The following is a 15291-nucleotide window of genomic DNA, read 5'->3' as shown; positions in this document are numbered from 1 at the left end:
GCCTGTGATGGACACCTCCTCGGCGAAAACGTCAGACCGTCCGCAGCGCCTCCGTATTCCCCGACCGGATTCCAGGTCGGAGGCGTTGGACAGGGTTTTGGAGGCTTCCTCTAGAGTGCTGGGGTCCCCTATACGCGCCTGTGGCCGCGGCCCGGCGCCCTGCCCAGGGGCCCGAGCGAGGAGCAACCGTGACCGACCTGGCGTCCATGTCCCTGCAGCAGGAGATCGCCCGGGATCTCCAGGTGAGCGCGTCCTTCGACGCACAGCAGGAGATCGAGCGCCGGGTGGCGTTCCTCGCGGGCCAGCTCACCTCCACGGGCCTGCGCTCACTGGTGCTGGGCATCAGCGGCGGTGTGGACTCCACGACGGCCGGCCGGCTGTGCCAGCTCGCCGTCGAGCGGGTCCGTGCCGCCGGGCGGGAGGCGACGTTCTTCGCGATGCGGCTGCCCTACGGCGCCCAGGCCGACGAGAAGGACGCGCGGCTGGCGCTTGAGTTCATCCGGCCCGACCAGGTCCTGACCGTCGATGTGAAGCCCGCCAGCGACGCCGCGCTGGAGGCGCTGCTGGCCGGCGGCATGGTCTTCCGGGACGCCCACCAGCAGGACTTCGTGCACGGCAACATCAAGGCCCGGCAGCGCATGATCGTCCAGTTCGCGGTGGCGGGCGGGCACGAAGGCCTGGTCGTGGGCACCGACCACGCCGCCGAGGCGGTCTCCGGCTTCTTCACGAAGTTCGGCGACGGCGCGGCCGACGTGGTTCCGCTCACCGGCCTCACCAAGCGCCGTGTACGGGCGTTGGCGCAGGCCCTGGGCGCGCCGTCCGAGCTTGTGGAGAAGATCCCGACCGCGGACCTGGAGACGCTGAACCCCGGCAGGCCCGACGAGGAGGCACTCGGCGTCACCTACGACGACATCGACGACCTCCTGGAAGGCAAGCCGGTCGACGAGGCGGCCTTCGCGGCCATCGTCCGCCGCTACCGGCTCACCGAGCACAAGCGGCAGCCGCCGATCGCCCCCTGAGCCGGCCCCCGGTCAGCAGCCGACACGGAGCCGGTCCCGGGTCAGCCGACACGGAGCCGGTCCCGGGTCGGCAGCCCATACGGAGCCGGTCCCGGTCAGCAGCGGGGTCCCTGGCCGGCCGAGAGCCACGGTTGTCTGGGATGTCCGGTTTAGCTGCCGATGGAACCCGGATTCCTTGTGGACTCTTGCTGATTCCGCAGGATGGACGGGTTAAGTAAACACTAGAGGCATGCGCAGCGTCCGTATCGGCGTCGACACCGGGGGCACGTTCACCGACGTGGTCGCGGTGGACGAGCAGTCCGGCGAGATCATCACGACCAAGACTCCTTCAACTCCGGGCAACCCCGCCGACGGATTCATGGCCGGTGTGCGCAAGGTCCTCTCCGGGCTGGGGCTCGGCCTGCACGATGTCGCCGGCATCGTCCACGGGACCACCGTCGCCACCAACCAGCTCCTCGAGGACCGCCCAGTCGACCTGGGGTTCGTCACCACCGAGGGGTTCGAGTTCATCCTGGAGATCGCCCGGCAGAGCGTCCCGGACGGCTACGGCAACTCCTACTTCTGGGTCAAGCCGCCGCGCATCGTCCCCGTGCACCGCGTGAAGACGGTCGGCGGGCGGCTCGACCACCTCGGCCGGGAGGTGCGGCCGTTCGACGAGGCGGAGGCCGTGGCCGTGGCGCGGTGGTTCCGCGACCGCGGCGTCACCGCGATCGGCGTCTGCTTCCTCCACTCCTACGCCAACCCGGAACACGAACGGCGCATGCTGGCCGTGCTGGAGCGTGAGCATCCCGACGCCGTGGTGTCGCTGTCGAGCGACGTGCTGCGCGAGTACCGCGAGTACGAGCGGTCGGTGACCACCCTGGTCGACGCGGCGGTCAAGCCGACCATGCGGCGGTACATCGCCAACCTCTCCTCGCGCCTCGGCATGCCGTTCTCGGTGATGAAGAGCAACGGCGGCGTGCTGTCGGCGGCGGAGGTGGTGCACCAGCCGATCACGACGGTGCTCTCCGGCCCGGCCGCGGGCGCGCTCGGCGCGGCGCTCATCGCGCGGACGGCGGGCCACCCGTCGGTGATCACGCTCGACGGCGGCGGCACCTCCACCGACGTCGCCGTCGTGGTCGACGGCGAGCCGTCCCTGACCACCGAGGGGTCCATCGGCCGGTACCCGTGCAAGATCCCCATGATCGACATCGTGACGGTCGGCGCCGGCGGCGGCTCCATCGCCTGGATCTCGCCGGAGGGCACGCTCAAGGTCGGCCCGCGGTCCGCCGGAGCCGACCCCGGGCCGATCTGCTACGGCCGGGGTGGCACCGAGGTGACCGTCACCGACGCCCACGTGTTCCTCGGCCGCGTGCCGCCCCACCTGCTCGGCGGCGAAATCCCCCTGGACGTGGCCGCCGCGCGGGCCGGTGTCGAGGCGCTGGCGGGCAAGCTCGGCCTGACGCCGGAGCGCACCGCCGCGGGCGTCCTGGAGATCAGCGCCTTCAACCAGGCGAACGCCATCCGCCAGATCACCGTCAAGCGGGGCCTCGACGTGCGCGACTTCCCGATGGTGGCCTTCGGCGGGTCCGGGCCGCTGCTGGTGTGCCGGCTGATCGACATCCTGTCGGTCCCGGCGGTCGTCGTGCCGCCGGACCCGGGCAACGTCTCGGCGTTCGGCCTGCTCACGGTGGACGTCAAGAACGACTACGTACGCACCCACGTCACCCGCGAGCTGTCCACCGGCGCCGCCGAGGAGATCTTCGGCGACCTGGAGGCCCAGGCCGCCCGCGCCCTCGGCCGCGAGGGGTTCCCCGCCGAGCGGCACGTCTACGCCCGCAGCGCCGACCTGCGCTACTACGGGCAGGCGTACGAGGTGCGGGTGCCCGCGCCGTCCGGGCCGGTGGACGAGGCGTGGCGGGCCGAGGTGCTCGACCGGTTCCACCAGGCCCACCACAGGCTCTACGGCTACGGCTACCGGGACGACCCGCGGCACGCCGTCGAATGGGTGAACCTCCGGGTCTCCGGAATCGGCCCCATCACCCGCCCGGCCGTCCCCGAGCTGCCCCCGGCCGGCGGCGACCCGGCGGGGGCCGCGGGGGAGCGGCGGGTGTACTTCGAGGAGGACGCGGCCTCGCCCCTCCAGCGGGACGGCTGGTGGACGGCGCCGGTGTACCGGCGCGGCGACCTGCGGCGCGGCGACGTCGTGACCGGCCCGGCGGTGATCGAGGAGTACGGCTCGACGCTGCCGCTGCACCCGGGCTTCGCCGCGGAGGTGGACGCCCACGGCGATCTCGTCGTCCGGCGGGACGACGGCCGGGGGAGCGGGCGCGCGGGTACGTCGTCCGGCCGTGAGGGGAGCGGTCAGGTGGAGCAGACGGCGAAGGACGGAGCGGGCGAGTGACAACGGTTGACCCGGTGCTGGTCGAGATCGTCGAGGGGACCCTCGCCTCGGTCGAGATGGAGGTCGAGACGGCGATCGCCCGCACGGCCCGCTCTCCGATGATCCGCGACGCGCACGACTTCCGGGCGGGCATCCATGACGTACGGCTGCGCAAGCTGACCGGCCGGTCCTACTCGGCGCTCGTGCAGCCGATCGTGCGCGACTTCCCGGTCGCCGAGATGAACCCGGGGGACGTCTTCTTCCACAACGACGTCTACCTCTCCGAGGGCGGCATCGGCCACCTGCCCGACCTGTGCGTCACCGTGCCGGTGTTCCACCAGGGCGAGGTGGTGGCGTTCGTGCAGGCGTTCGGCCACCACGACGACATCGGCGGAGCGGTGCCCGGCTCCATGCCCTCGCACGCACGCAGCGCCTTCGAGGAGGGCCTCATGGTGCCTCCGATCAAGCTGTGGGACCGGGGCGTGCCGAACCGGGCGGCGCTGACCATCATGACCCGCAACTCACGCATGCCCGACTCCCTGGCCGGCGACCTCGACGCCGAGTGCTCGGCCTGCCTCATGGGCGCCCGGCGCCTCGGGGAGCTTTTCGACAGGTACGGCAGGGCGGCGGTCGAGGCGTGCTTCGACGCGATCATCGGCAAGACGACCGAGACGTTCCGCCGCGAACTGCTCGCCAAGATCCCCGAGGGCGTGCACGTCTGGGAGGACTACGCCGAGCACGACGGCGTCGACGAGCCCCGGCTGCACACCCAGCGCATCACGCTGACCGTCGACCACTCTGCGGAGAGGCCACTGGTCATCGACTTCACCGGCACCTCGCCGCAGGCCAAGGGGCCGATCAACCACGCCGGCGACTACGCCGACGGGGTGTTCCTGAAGAAGTGGCTGGCGCCGATCCTGCGCAACCTCGCCGACACCCCCGAGCGCATGGCGGAGCTGGACGTCAACGAGGGCGTCGTCCCGTTGATCGAGATGAGGTTCCCCGAGAAGGGCACGCTGCTGACGCCGATCTTCCCGGCGCCCACCAACGCCCGCACGTTCGTGATCCTGCGCCTGCTCGGCGTGCTCGCCGGGGTGCTCGCCAAGGCCACCGGCGGCCGCATGCCCGCCGACCAGGAGACGATCCGCTACACCGGCGTGTACGGGGACGACCACGAGGGCCGGCCGTACCTCATGCGCGAGGTGCTCGGCGGCGGCTCCGGCGGCCGGTGGTACGCCGACGGCGAGGACACCATCCACGTCGTCCCCGACTCGCGCAACATCCCGGTCGAGTTCGCCGAGTCCAGGTGGCCGTTCCGGGTCGAGCGGCTCGGCCTGGCCCGCGACTCGGGCGGTCCGGGGCTGTACCGGGGCGGGCTCGGGTACGACAAGCACATCCGCATGCTGCGCGACGCGTCGTTCATGTCCATCGCCGACCGCTCGATCCTGTCGTGCTGGGGGGTGAACGGCGGCCGGGCCGGGCGTCCGTTCCTCGTCACCGTGGACGGGCAGGAGATGGAGGGGCTGGTCGACGACTTCCCCGTGAAGGAGGGGGAGGTGGTTCGCATCCGGACCACCGGAGGCGGCGGCTGGGGCTCGCCCTACGACCGCGACCCCGCCCTCGTGGCGGCGGACGTGCGGGACGGCAAGGTGTCGCCGGAGGGGGCGCGCGACGACTACGGCGTCGTCCTGCGCGGCCCGGCCGGCGAGCCGGAGGTCGACGCCGAGGCGACCGCGGAGCTGCGCGACCGGCTGCGCGCCTCCCGGCCCGCCGCGTTCTTCGACCGCGGCCCCGGCTACCCGCTGCTCTCCGGCGGCCGTCCCCACGCCGAGGTGGACGAACTCTGACCCGCCGGTGGCGGGCCGTGGTGTTCAGGCGACGCGGTGGGAGTCCGCGGTGGTCTTCAGGGTCATGCCGTGGCCGGGGCCGTCGGTGGACGGGCGGGCGGTGCCGCCTGTGGGGTCGGCGGCGCCCTCGAACAGGCCGGCCTCGATGCGGACGTGGTCGTGGAACCACTCGACGTGGCGCAGGTTGGGGGCCGCCGCGGCGGCCGGCAGGTGCAGGTTGGGCGCGCAGTGCGCCGAGACGTCCAGGTGGTACGCGGCGGCGACGGTCGCCGCGGCCAGCCAGCCGGTGTAGCCGCCGCAGCGGGTGGCGTCGGCCTGCAGGCAGTCGACGGCGCCGGCCTGGCACATCCGGGCGAAGTAGGTCAGGTCGCAGCCGTACTCCCCGGCCGCGACGTCGGCCGCCGCGTGCTCGCGGACCAGCCGCAGCCCCGCCAGGTCGTCGGAGGACACCGGCTCCTCGAACCAGCGCACGTCGTGCTCCTCCATGCGCCTGGCCAGCCGCACGGCCTGCTTGGCGGTGTAGGCGCCGTTGGCGTCGACGTACAGCTCGGCGTCCCCGCCGATCACCTCGCGGGCCAGGGCGACGCGGTGCAGGTCGCGTTCGGCGGCCGTGCCCCGCGACTCACCGATCTTGATCTTCACGCGCGGGATGCCCTGCTCGTGCGCCCAGTGCCGCAGCTGGGCGCGGGTGGTGTCGTCGTCGTAGGTGGTGAACCCGCCCGACCCGTAGACGGGGACCTCCGCGCGGGCGGCGCCGAACAGGCGTACCAGCGGCGTCTCCAGCAGCCGCGCCTTGAGGTCCCACAGGGCGACGTCCACCGCCGAGATCGCGTACCCGGCGATCCCCGGCCGCCCGGCGTTGCGCACCTGGCGGACCATCGCCGTCCACACCGCCGGGACGTCCATGACGTCCGCCCCGGTGACGACGTCGGCGAGGGTCTCGGTGATGAAGGAGGCCGCGGCGGCGGGGGCGTAGGTCCAGCCGATGCCGGTCGGGCCCCCGGCGTCTACCTCGGCGGTTACCAGGACCGTCGCGTCCCAGGCGAACGTGCCGTCGCCCTCGGGCCTGTCGGTCGGCACCCGGTAGGCGGCGGCGCGCACCGCCTCGATCTCCGCCATGACGCCCCTCCATATACAGCCGTCGACGACAGGCCCCTACCCGCTCAGGGGCCACTTCGCAGGCAAGAAGCCATCAACGCGATATGGACGCGGGTTGGATGTTTCACGTCGTACAAGGGGGCACGTCTGGAGGTATGAGTGACATCGCCTCCGAACTGCTGATCGAGCGTCTGGCCGACTGGGGTGTCGACACCGTCTTCGGCCTTCCGGGTGACGGGATCAACGGGATCATGGAGGGCCTACGCCGGCACAAGGACCGGGTCCGGTTCGTGCTGGTCCACCATGAGGAGGCGGCGGCATTCATGGCGACCGCCCACGCCAAGGCCACCGGCCGCATCGGCGTGTGCCTGGCGACCTCCGGCCCCGGCGGGATCCACCTGCTGAACGGCCTGTACGACGCCAAGCTCGACCACCACCCGGTGCTGGCCATCACCGGCATGCAGGAGACCAGCGTCCTCGGCACGGGCTACCAGCAGGAGGTCCACCTGGACAAGCTGTTCGCCGACGTCGCCGAGTACAACCTCGTGGTCGACAACCCGACGCAGCTGCCCGGCGTGGTGGACATCGCGATCCGCACCGCCTATGCCCGGCGCGGCGTGGCCCACCTGTCCTTCCCGAACGACGTGCAGGTGGCCCCCGCCGACCAGGACCCCTACCAGCACGTCGCCCCGGCCCGGCCTCCCGCGACGGCGCCGATCTACCTGCCCCCGCCGGGCGTGCCGTGGCAGCAGGACCTGGAGGCCGCCGCCGAGGTGCTCAACTCCGGGAACCGCGTGGCGATCCTCGCCGGGGCGGGCGCCCTGCACGCCCGGGAGGAGGTGCTGGCCGTCGCCGACGTCCTCGGGGCGCCGGTGATCAAGACGCTGCCCGGCAAGGCCGTCATCCCGGACGACTCGCCGTTCTCGGTCGGCGGTATCGGCCTGCTCGGCACCAAACCCGGCGAGGAGCTGGTCGAGGACTGCGACACGCTGCTGATGGTCGGCACCAACTTCCCCTACACCAAGCATCTGCCCGAGCCCGGGAAGACGCGCGTGGTGCAGATCGAGGCCGACCCGGCGCGGGCCGGCGTGCGCATGCCCACCCAGGTGCCCATGATCGGGGACGCCAAGGCCGCCCTGGCCGCGCTGCTGCCCCTGCTGCACCGCAAGGACGACCGTGAGCACCTGGAGAAGTACCGCAAGGCCATGGAGCGGTGGCGCACCGACATGGCGGCCCTGGAGTCGCCCGACCGCGAGCCGATCGCCCCGCAGTACCTCATGGGCTGCATCGACCGGGCCGCCGCGGACGACGCCATCCTGACCTGCGACAGCGGCACCATCGCCACCTGGGCGGCCCGGCACTGGACGATCCGCGGCGACCGGCGGTTCTACCTGTCGGGCAACCTCGCCACCATGGCCCCCGGCCTGCCGTACGCGATCGCGATCCAGCACGCCTTCCCCGGACGGCAGGTCATCGCGTTCGTCGGCGACGGCGGCTTCGCGATGCTGATGGCCGAGTTCCTCACCGCCGCCCAGCACGACCTGCCGATCAAGGTCGTGGTCAACAACAACAACTCGCTCGGCCAGATCCTCTGGGAGCAGATGGTGCTCGGCTTCCCCGAGCACGGCGTCAGGTTCGGCCGCCCGCCCGCCGACTTCTCCGGCTGGGCGCGCTCCTGCGGCGCCTACGGCCGCAAGGTCAGCGACCCCAAGGAGCTCGCCGGTGCCGTACAGGAGGCGCTCGCGTACGACGGGCCCGCGCTGCTCGACGTGGACGTCAACCCCGACGAGCCGCCGATGCCGGGCAAGGTCTCCCGTGAGCAGGCCATCAAGTTCGCGCAGGCCTTCCTCAAGGGCCAGCCGCACAAGGCATCGATCGCCACGACCCTGTTCAAGGACAAGATCTCGCAGCTGGGGTCGTGAGGGACATGGCGCGACGCGCATTCCTCCCCGCTCCGGCGCTGCGGGCGGACGGGCACTACGTCCGTGTCCGCGACCTGGAGCGCGATCTGGCCGCGCGGGTGGACGGTGAGGTCCGGTTCGACCCCGGCACCCGCGGCGCCTACTCCACCGACGGGTCCAACTACCGGCAGGTGCCGCTCGGCGTGGTGGTCCCGCGCAGCGTCGAGGCGGCCGTCGAGGCGGTGGCGGTGTGCCGGGAGCACGGCGCCCCGATCACCTCCCGGGGCGGCGGCACCAGCCTGGCCGGGCAGACCTGCAACGTCGCGGTCGTCATCGACTGGTCGAAGTACTGCGACCGGCTGCTGTCGGTCGACGCCGAGGCCCGCACCTGCGTGGTGGAACCGGGCATCGTCCTGGACACGCTCAACCGGAAGCTCGCCGGCACCGGGCTGATGTTCGGCCCGCGCCCGTCCACCCACTCCCACTGCACGCTCGGCGGGATGATCGGCAACAACTCCTGCGGGTCCACCGCGCAGGCGTACGGCAAGACGGCCGACAACGTCTCGCGCCTGGAGATCCTCACCTACGGCGGCCACCGCATGTGGGTCGGGCCCACCGGCCAGGAGGAGTACGGCCGCATCCTCGCCGAGGGCGGCGAGCGGGCGCGTGTGTACCGGGAGCTGCGGGCGATCGTCGACGGCCACGCCGAGGAGATCCGCCGCCGCTTCCCCGACATCCCGCGGCGCGTGTCGGGCTACAACATCGACCAGCTCCTGCCCGGACGCGGCTTCGACATGGCCAGGGCGCTCGTCGGCTCGGAGGGCACGCTGGTCACCGTGCTGCGCGCCGAGCTGCACCTGGTCCCCGTGCCCAAGGCCGAGTGCCTGGTGCTGCTCGGCTACCACGACATCGCCACCGCCGCCGACGCCGTGACGCGCATCGCGGCCCACCACCCGCTCCAGCTCGAAGGGGTGGACGACAAGCTGATCGACTATGAGCGGCGCAAGAACATGCATCCCGAGGCCGTCGCCGACCTGCCCGAGGGCGGCGGCTGGCTCATGGTGTCCTTCGGCGGCGACTCCCAGGACGAGGCCGACGAGCGGGCCCACAGCCTCATGGACGAACTGCACGGCAGCGAGCACGAGCCGCACGTCGCCTTCTTCGACAGGCAGAAGGTCGAGAAGGAGCTGTGGGAGCTGCGCGAGTCCGGCCTGGGGGCCACCGCCCGCGTCCCGGGCATGCCGCCGACCTGGGAGGGCTGGGAGGACTCGGCGGTGCCGCCGGAACGGCTGGGCGACTACCTGCGGGACCTGCGCCGCCTGCTGGACGGGTTCGGCTACGGCGCCGCCGCGCTCTACGGGCACTTCGGGCAGGGCTGCGTCCACACCCGCATCCCGTTCGACCTGGTCACGGCCGACGGCGTCCGGACGTACCTGAAGTTCATGGACCGCGCGGCGGACATGATCGTCTCCTACGGCGGGTCGCTGTCGGGGGAGCACGGCGACGGGCAGGCGCGGGGGGCGCTGCTGCCGAAGATGTTCGGCCCCGAGGTGATGGAGGCGTTCGAGCAGGTCAAGGTGGTCTTCGACCCCGACGGCCGGATGAACCCCGGCAAAATCGTCAAGCCCTATGGGATGGACGAGAACCTGCGGCTCGGCCCCGAATGGACCCCCGCCGACCCGCCCGCCCACTTCCGCTACCCCGAGGACGAGGGCAGCTTCCAGCGGGCCGTGATGCGCTGCGTCGGCGTCGGCCAGTGCCGCCGGCCCACCCACGGCGTCATGTGCCCCTCCTACCGCGCCACCGGCGAGGAGGAGCACTCCACGCGGGGCCGGGCGCGGCTGTTGTTCGAGATGCTGAACGGCCACGCGGACTCGGCCGTGCGCGACGGATGGCGCTCGGAGGCCGTCAAGGACGCCCTCGACCTGTGCCTGGCCTGCAAGGGCTGCAAGCATGACTGCCCGATGAACGTCGACATGGCCACCTACAAGGCCGAGTTCCTCTCCCACCACTACGCCCACCGGCCGCGCCCCGCCGCGCACTACAGCATGGGCTGGCTGCCGCTGTGGGCGCGCCTGGCCGCGTACGCGCCGCGAACGGTCAACGCGCTGACGCACGCCCCCGGCCTGTCCACGCTGGTCAAACGGCTGGGCGGCGTCGAACCGGCGCGAAGCCTGCCCAGGTTCGCCCCACGGCGCTTCACCGACTGGTACCGGGCGCGCGGCCCGCACGGGGACGGCGGGCGCGGGCCCGTGGTGCTGTGGCCGGACAGCTTCACCAACAACCTGGACCCCGAGATCGGCAAGGCGGCCGTCGAGGTCCTGGAGAGGGCCGGCTACCGGGTGGTCATCCCGCCCGGCACCCTGTGCTGCGGCCTGACCTGGATCTCCACCGGCCAGCTCGGCGTCGCCGCCCGCGTGCTGCGCCGCACCGTACGCACCCTCGCCCCGGCGCTGCGCCGCGGCATCCCCGTCGTCGGCCTGGAACCGAGCTGTACGGCGGTGTTCCGCGACGACGCCGCCAACCTGCTCGCCCACGACCGGGACGTGGAGCGGCTGCGCGAGCAGACCCGCACCCTCGCCGAGCTGCTCAGCGGCACCGACGGCTGGGAGCCGCCCCGCATCGACCGGCCGGCCGTCGCCCAGCCGCACTGCCACCACCACGCCGTGCTCGGCTACGACACCGACCGCGAACTCCTGAAGCGGGCCGGCGTCCGCCTCGACGCCGTCGACGGGTGCTGCGGCCTCGCGGGGGACTTCGGCTTCACCGCGGGCCACCACGACGTGTCGATGGCCTGCGCCGAGCACTCCCTGCTGCCCGCCGTCCGCGCCGCCGGCCCGGACGCGCTGATCCTCGCCGACGGCTTCAGCTGCCGTACGCAGGTCGAGCAGTCGGACGTCGGCCGCCGCCCGCTCCACCTGGCCGAGGTGCTCGCCGCCGCCCAGCGCGAAGAGGACCCCGGCGGCCGTGCCCGGCGCTCCGGGCGGCTGCCCGCCGCCTCGCGTCGCTGATCCCGGAACGGAAGGACCGCCACGGATGCGCGCACTCACCGTCGTCCCGGGACGCGAGGACTCCCTCGCCGTGACCGACGTGCCCGATCCGGAGCCCGGCGAGGACGAGCTCCTCGTCGACGCCCTCGCCGTCGGCGTCTGCGGCACCGACCGGGAGATCGCCGCCGGTGAGTACGGCTGGGCGCCGTCCGGGCGGGACCGGCTCGTGATCGGGCACGAGTCCCTGGGACGCGTGCGGCGGGCCCCGGACGGCAGCGGGTTCTCCCCCGGAGATCTCGTCGCGGGCGTGGTCCGCCGCCCCGACCCCGTCCCGTGCGGGGCGTGCGCGCACGGGCAGTTCGACATGTGCCGCAACGGCCGCTACACCGAGCGCGGCATCAAGGAACTGGACGGGTACGCCTCGGAGCGGTGGACCGTCGAGACCGGGTACGCGGTCAAGGTGGACGCGCGGCTCGCCGAGGTCGGCATGCTCATGGAGCCCACGTCGGTGGTGGCCAAGGCGTGGGAACAGGTGATGAAGGTGGGCGAGCGGGCCTGGTTCGAGCCCCGCACGGCCCTGGTCACCGGCGCCGGGCCGATCGGGCTGCTGGCCGCGCTGCTCGGCGTGCAGGCCGGCCTGGAGGTCCACGTCCTCGACCGCGTCACCGAGGGCCCCAAGCCCGGACTCGTCGCCGGCCTCGGCGCCACCTACCACACCGGCGACATCCGCCAGATCATCGAGCAGGTCGGGCCGGACGTCGTGGTCGAGGCGACCGGCGCCACCCAGGTGGTGTTCGACGTGATCGCCGCCGTCCGCCCCTACGGCATCGTCTGCCTCACGGGCGTCTCCCCGGCCGGGCGGCGGCTCACGATAGACGCGGGCGCCCTGAACCGGGAGATGGTCCTGGAGAACGAGGTGGTCGTCGGGTCGGTCAACGCCAACCACGCCCACTACGCCACCGCCGCCAAGGCCCTGGCCGAGGCCGACCTCGACTGGCTCGGCCGCCTGGTCTCCCGCCGGGTGCCCCTCGACCGGTACGCCGACGCCTTCACCGGCCGGCCGGACGACGTCAAGGTCGCCATCACCTTCTGACCCCGCCCGGTCAGGAGGCGCACACGTCGCGGTACGGGATGCCGGGCAGGTACCGCCGCCACTCGTCCCCGGTCAACGTCCGCCCGGCCCGGTCGCACACGGCCCGCGCCACCCGCTCGGCGCTCACCGGCAGCTCGTACATCGACCCGCTCTGCTCGGAGACGTACAGCGTCCCTCCGTCCGGGGAGAAGGCCACGCCGGTGACGCCCTCGCCGGGCAGCTGAACCGCCCCGCCCAGCCGCCGCCGGGCGGCCGTGTCCCACAGCTGCACCGTCCCTGTTCCGGCCCCGGTGGCGAACACGTCTCCGCCGGGGGAGAAGGCCATCGCCGCGATGTCCCCGGCCGAGCCGTGCAGGACGGGGGGCAGCGGCGAGAGCGTCCGCGCGTCCCACAGCGAGATCCGCCCTTCGCCGCCGCTCGCCGCGAGCAGGTCCCCCTTCGGGCTGAAGGCGAACACGTTGGAACCGGAGAAGGACCCGAATCCCGTTCCCGCCTGCCTGCCGGACGCCGGATCCACGAACTGCCCGGTGGAGGTGGCCAGCAGGCGGCCGTCGGGGGAGAAGCCGAACCATCCGGTGAGGCCCTCCAGCGGTGCCTTGCCGGTCACGCGTCCCGTCCGGGCGTCCCACAGCCGCAGCTCCGCTGTGGGTTTGTCGGAGTTCGTCACCAGACTGGCCGCGAGGGTCGTGCCGTCGGGACTGAAGGCGATGCCACCCACACTGACCTCCACGGGGAGGACGAACCGCCACAGTCGCGTCCAGGTCCCCGCGTCCCAGACCGTCACCCGCGCGTCGAGGCCGCTGACGGTGGCGACGGTACGGCCGGTCAGGTCGAAGGCCGGCGGGACGGAGGCGTCGGACGTGCCGGTGAGCGTCGCGGCGAACCTGTGGCGCCGGACGTCCCAGACGCGGATCGGGGCCGACTCCCCGGCGACCGACAGCCACCGGCCGTCCGGGCTGAGACCGGTGATGAGGCTCTGGCCAGGGGCACGTGTGGCAGGCGGCAGGGGGCGGAAGTCCAGTGTGACGACCGAGTCGTCCAGGAGGTAGCGCAGAGTGTGGCCGTCGGGGTCGAAGCGGGCGTCCGACATCTCGCCTTCGGCCTTGTAGCTGAAGATCTCCTGCTGGTCGGCGACCCGCCACACCGTCAGGACGCGGCCGGCGAGCCCCAGAAGGTATCGGCCGTCCGGGCTGAACCGCAGGCCGGTGTTCCCGGCGGCCGCCGCGTCGGTCCAGCGCCAGGTGGCGCCGCGCTCGGGCAGGATCCGCCTTCCCGTCCTCAGGTCGACGAGCCTGATCTCCGAGCCACCGCAGGCCAGGGTGTCGTCCGCCGGACTCAAGGCGACCTCCACGGTCCTGGGGCACGCCGCGCCGGCTCGCGGGTCCCTGACCCAGCCGGGGAGCCGCCGCACGTCGACCCGGTTCTTCTCGGTGACGAGGACCGCCAGCCGCCCGCCGCGGAGGACGACCGGCCCCGCCCCCTGCATGCCGCCCCTGGTGCCGCGGCCGTAGGTCCTGCCCGTCGTGACGTCCCACACGAAGGACTCGTCCTCCGGCATGTCGACGCCGAGTTTCGAATCGTCCTGCCCGAACCTGACCCCGCTCGCCAGCCGCATGGCCTGAAGCCCGAACGGACTGCCGGACCAGCCGGGCAGCCACGAGCCGACGCGGGACTTCAGCACCAGCCTGCGGGCTGTGCCGGAGGCGAGGTTCCACACGACGACCTTGCCCGGCGTCTTGACGGCCAGCAGCCGCCCGCTCGGGCTGAACGACAGATCGTCGATCGGCTCGTCCCTGTCCAGACCCGTCGGCATGCGCTTCACCAGCCGTTTCCGGGGCACGTCGTACAGCCGGACCTCGCTGGTCGACACGCTCGCCAGCAGCCGTCCGTCACGGCTCAGCGTCCGGTCGGCCAGCTCCTTGACCGGTGGCTCACGGAAGGCGTCGGTCTCGGGCTGGTAGAGGGAGGTCGTCATGCTGGAGCGGGCCTCCGCGCCGGCGTCCAGGCGCCAGGCGGCGACGCTCAGCAGCATGGCGGCCGCCGGGTCGGTGGTGCGCAGCATGCCCGCGACGAAGGCCGCCTCCCGGCCCTTGGCCTGGTCGCGTTGCCATGTCAGGCTGTCGCGCTGCCGCGTCAGCTGCCCGCCCTGGTAGACCGCCAGGCCGCCGCCCACCAGCGACATCACCAGCAGGACGCTCAGGGTGACGACGAGCAGGCGCCGCCGGCGGGCGCGGCGCCGGCTCAGCGCGGACGAGGCGTCCAGGAATTCCTTCTCCAGCGGGCCGGGCCGGAGGTGCCGGCGGCCGGCGGCCCAGTCCATGGCCGTGTCGAGGCGGCTGCCCTGCAGCAGGTCGCCGTCGCGGCGCCCGTGCCCGGCCCACTGCCGGGCCTGCTCCCCGACGGCGGCGTGGACGGCCAGGCCGTCCCGCTCGTCGGCCAGCCACGACCGCAGCCGGGGCCAGGCGCGCATCAGGCCCGGCCGGGTCAGGACGATCTCGCCGTCCCGCCGGGAGAGCACGTAGCCGAACACCCGCAGGACCCGGTCGGCCTCCGGCGGCAGCTCCTCCTCCGGCACCCGGCGGGTGGTGATCTCCCCGTCGGGGCCGATGGCGGCCAGACGCAGGAAGATGGCCGGCACCAGCTCCCGCTCGGCCTGCGACAGCAACCCGTAGGCGTCCTCGGCCAGCACCCCGAGCGACGGGTCGTGGGTCTCGCTCCACGCGATGTCCCCCGCGGCGCGGCTGCCCTCGGCCAGCAGGCCGGGGGTGTCGGCGGCCCCGCCCCCGGCGATGAGGGCCAGCAGCAGGTCCCGGGACGACGGGCGGGCCAGCGGGTTCTTCTGGAGAGCGGCGTCCACCAGCGGACGCAGCGAGGCCGGCAGGGGACTCAGATCGGGGTCCACCGACAGCACCCGGTGCATCACCCCGCCCAGGCTCTCGGCCTTGAACGGATCCTCGCCCGTGGCGGCGAACAGCATGATG

The 15291-nt window shown here is 73.0% G+C and carries 8 protein-coding genes; 6 read left to right on the top strand and 2 right to left on the bottom strand.

From position 1 onward, the window contains the following. The first annotated feature begins 206 nt into the window (after nt 1-206). The 3 genes from nadE (at nt 207) to KIK05_RS39505 (ending at nt 5228) form a co-directional block, all read left to right on the top strand. The gene (nadE, locus tag KIK05_RS39515) at nt 207-1019 is read left to right on the top strand and encodes an NAD(+) synthase (RefSeq protein ID WP_214416078.1); all 813 of its coding nucleotides are present in this window, start codon (nt 207-209) and stop codon (nt 1017-1019) included. A 229-nt stretch (nt 1020-1248) separates the two neighbouring features. Then, the gene (locus KIK05_RS39510) at nt 1249-3402 is read left to right on the top strand and encodes a hydantoinase/oxoprolinase family protein (RefSeq protein WP_214416011.1); all 2154 of its coding nucleotides are present in this window, start codon (nt 1249-1251) and stop codon (nt 3400-3402) included. Then, nucleotides 3399-5228, top strand: coding sequence for a hydantoinase B/oxoprolinase family protein (locus tag KIK05_RS39505; RefSeq protein WP_214416010.1), 1830 nt, complete (start codon nt 3399-3401; stop codon nt 5226-5228). The genes KIK05_RS39510 and KIK05_RS39505 overlap by 4 nt, the downstream gene beginning before the upstream one ends. Before the next feature lie 24 nt (nt 5229-5252). On the opposite strand, the gene KIK05_RS39500 is transcribed toward KIK05_RS39505, so the two are convergent. After that, nucleotides 5253-6347 carry an enolase C-terminal domain-like protein gene (locus KIK05_RS39500; RefSeq protein WP_214416009.1) on the bottom strand — a complete coding sequence of 365 codons (1095 nt, stop codon included), beginning with the start codon at nt 6345-6347 and terminating at the stop codon, nt 5253-5255. Nucleotides 6348-6481: 134 nt separating this feature from the next. Between KIK05_RS39500 and KIK05_RS39495 the strand changes: the two genes are divergently transcribed. From KIK05_RS39495 to KIK05_RS39485, 3 genes are read left to right on the top strand one after another with little or no spacing between them, the layout of a single operon-like run. Next, nucleotides 6482-8248 (top strand): thiamine pyrophosphate-dependent enzyme, encoded by a 1767-nt coding sequence (locus tag KIK05_RS39495; RefSeq protein ID WP_214416008.1) that lies wholly within the window; start codon nt 6482-6484, stop codon nt 8246-8248. Nucleotides 8249-8253: 5 nt separating this feature from the next. After that, nucleotides 8254-11238: an FAD-binding and (Fe-S)-binding domain-containing protein gene (locus tag KIK05_RS39490; protein ID WP_214416007.1), complete on the top strand. Its 2985-nt coding sequence runs from the start codon at nt 8254-8256 to the stop codon at nt 11236-11238. 25 nt (nt 11239-11263) lie between these two features. Further along, a complete protein-coding gene (locus tag KIK05_RS39485) occupies nt 11264-12310 on the top strand; it encodes a glucose 1-dehydrogenase (protein ID WP_214416006.1) in 1047 nt (348 codons plus the stop codon). 10 nt (nt 12311-12320) lie between these two features. Here the strand turns inward: KIK05_RS39485 and KIK05_RS39480 are convergent. Then, nucleotides 12321-15291 (bottom strand): WD40 repeat domain-containing protein (locus KIK05_RS39480; RefSeq protein WP_214416005.1); only part of this gene is annotated, 2971 nt, incomplete at its 5' end.

This window comes from Sphaerisporangium fuscum (assembly GCF_018531465.1).
Lineage (GTDB): Bacteria > Actinomycetota > Actinomycetes > Streptosporangiales > Streptosporangiaceae > Sphaerisporangium > Sphaerisporangium fuscum.
This window is presented reverse-complemented; position numbering and strand designations above follow the sequence as displayed.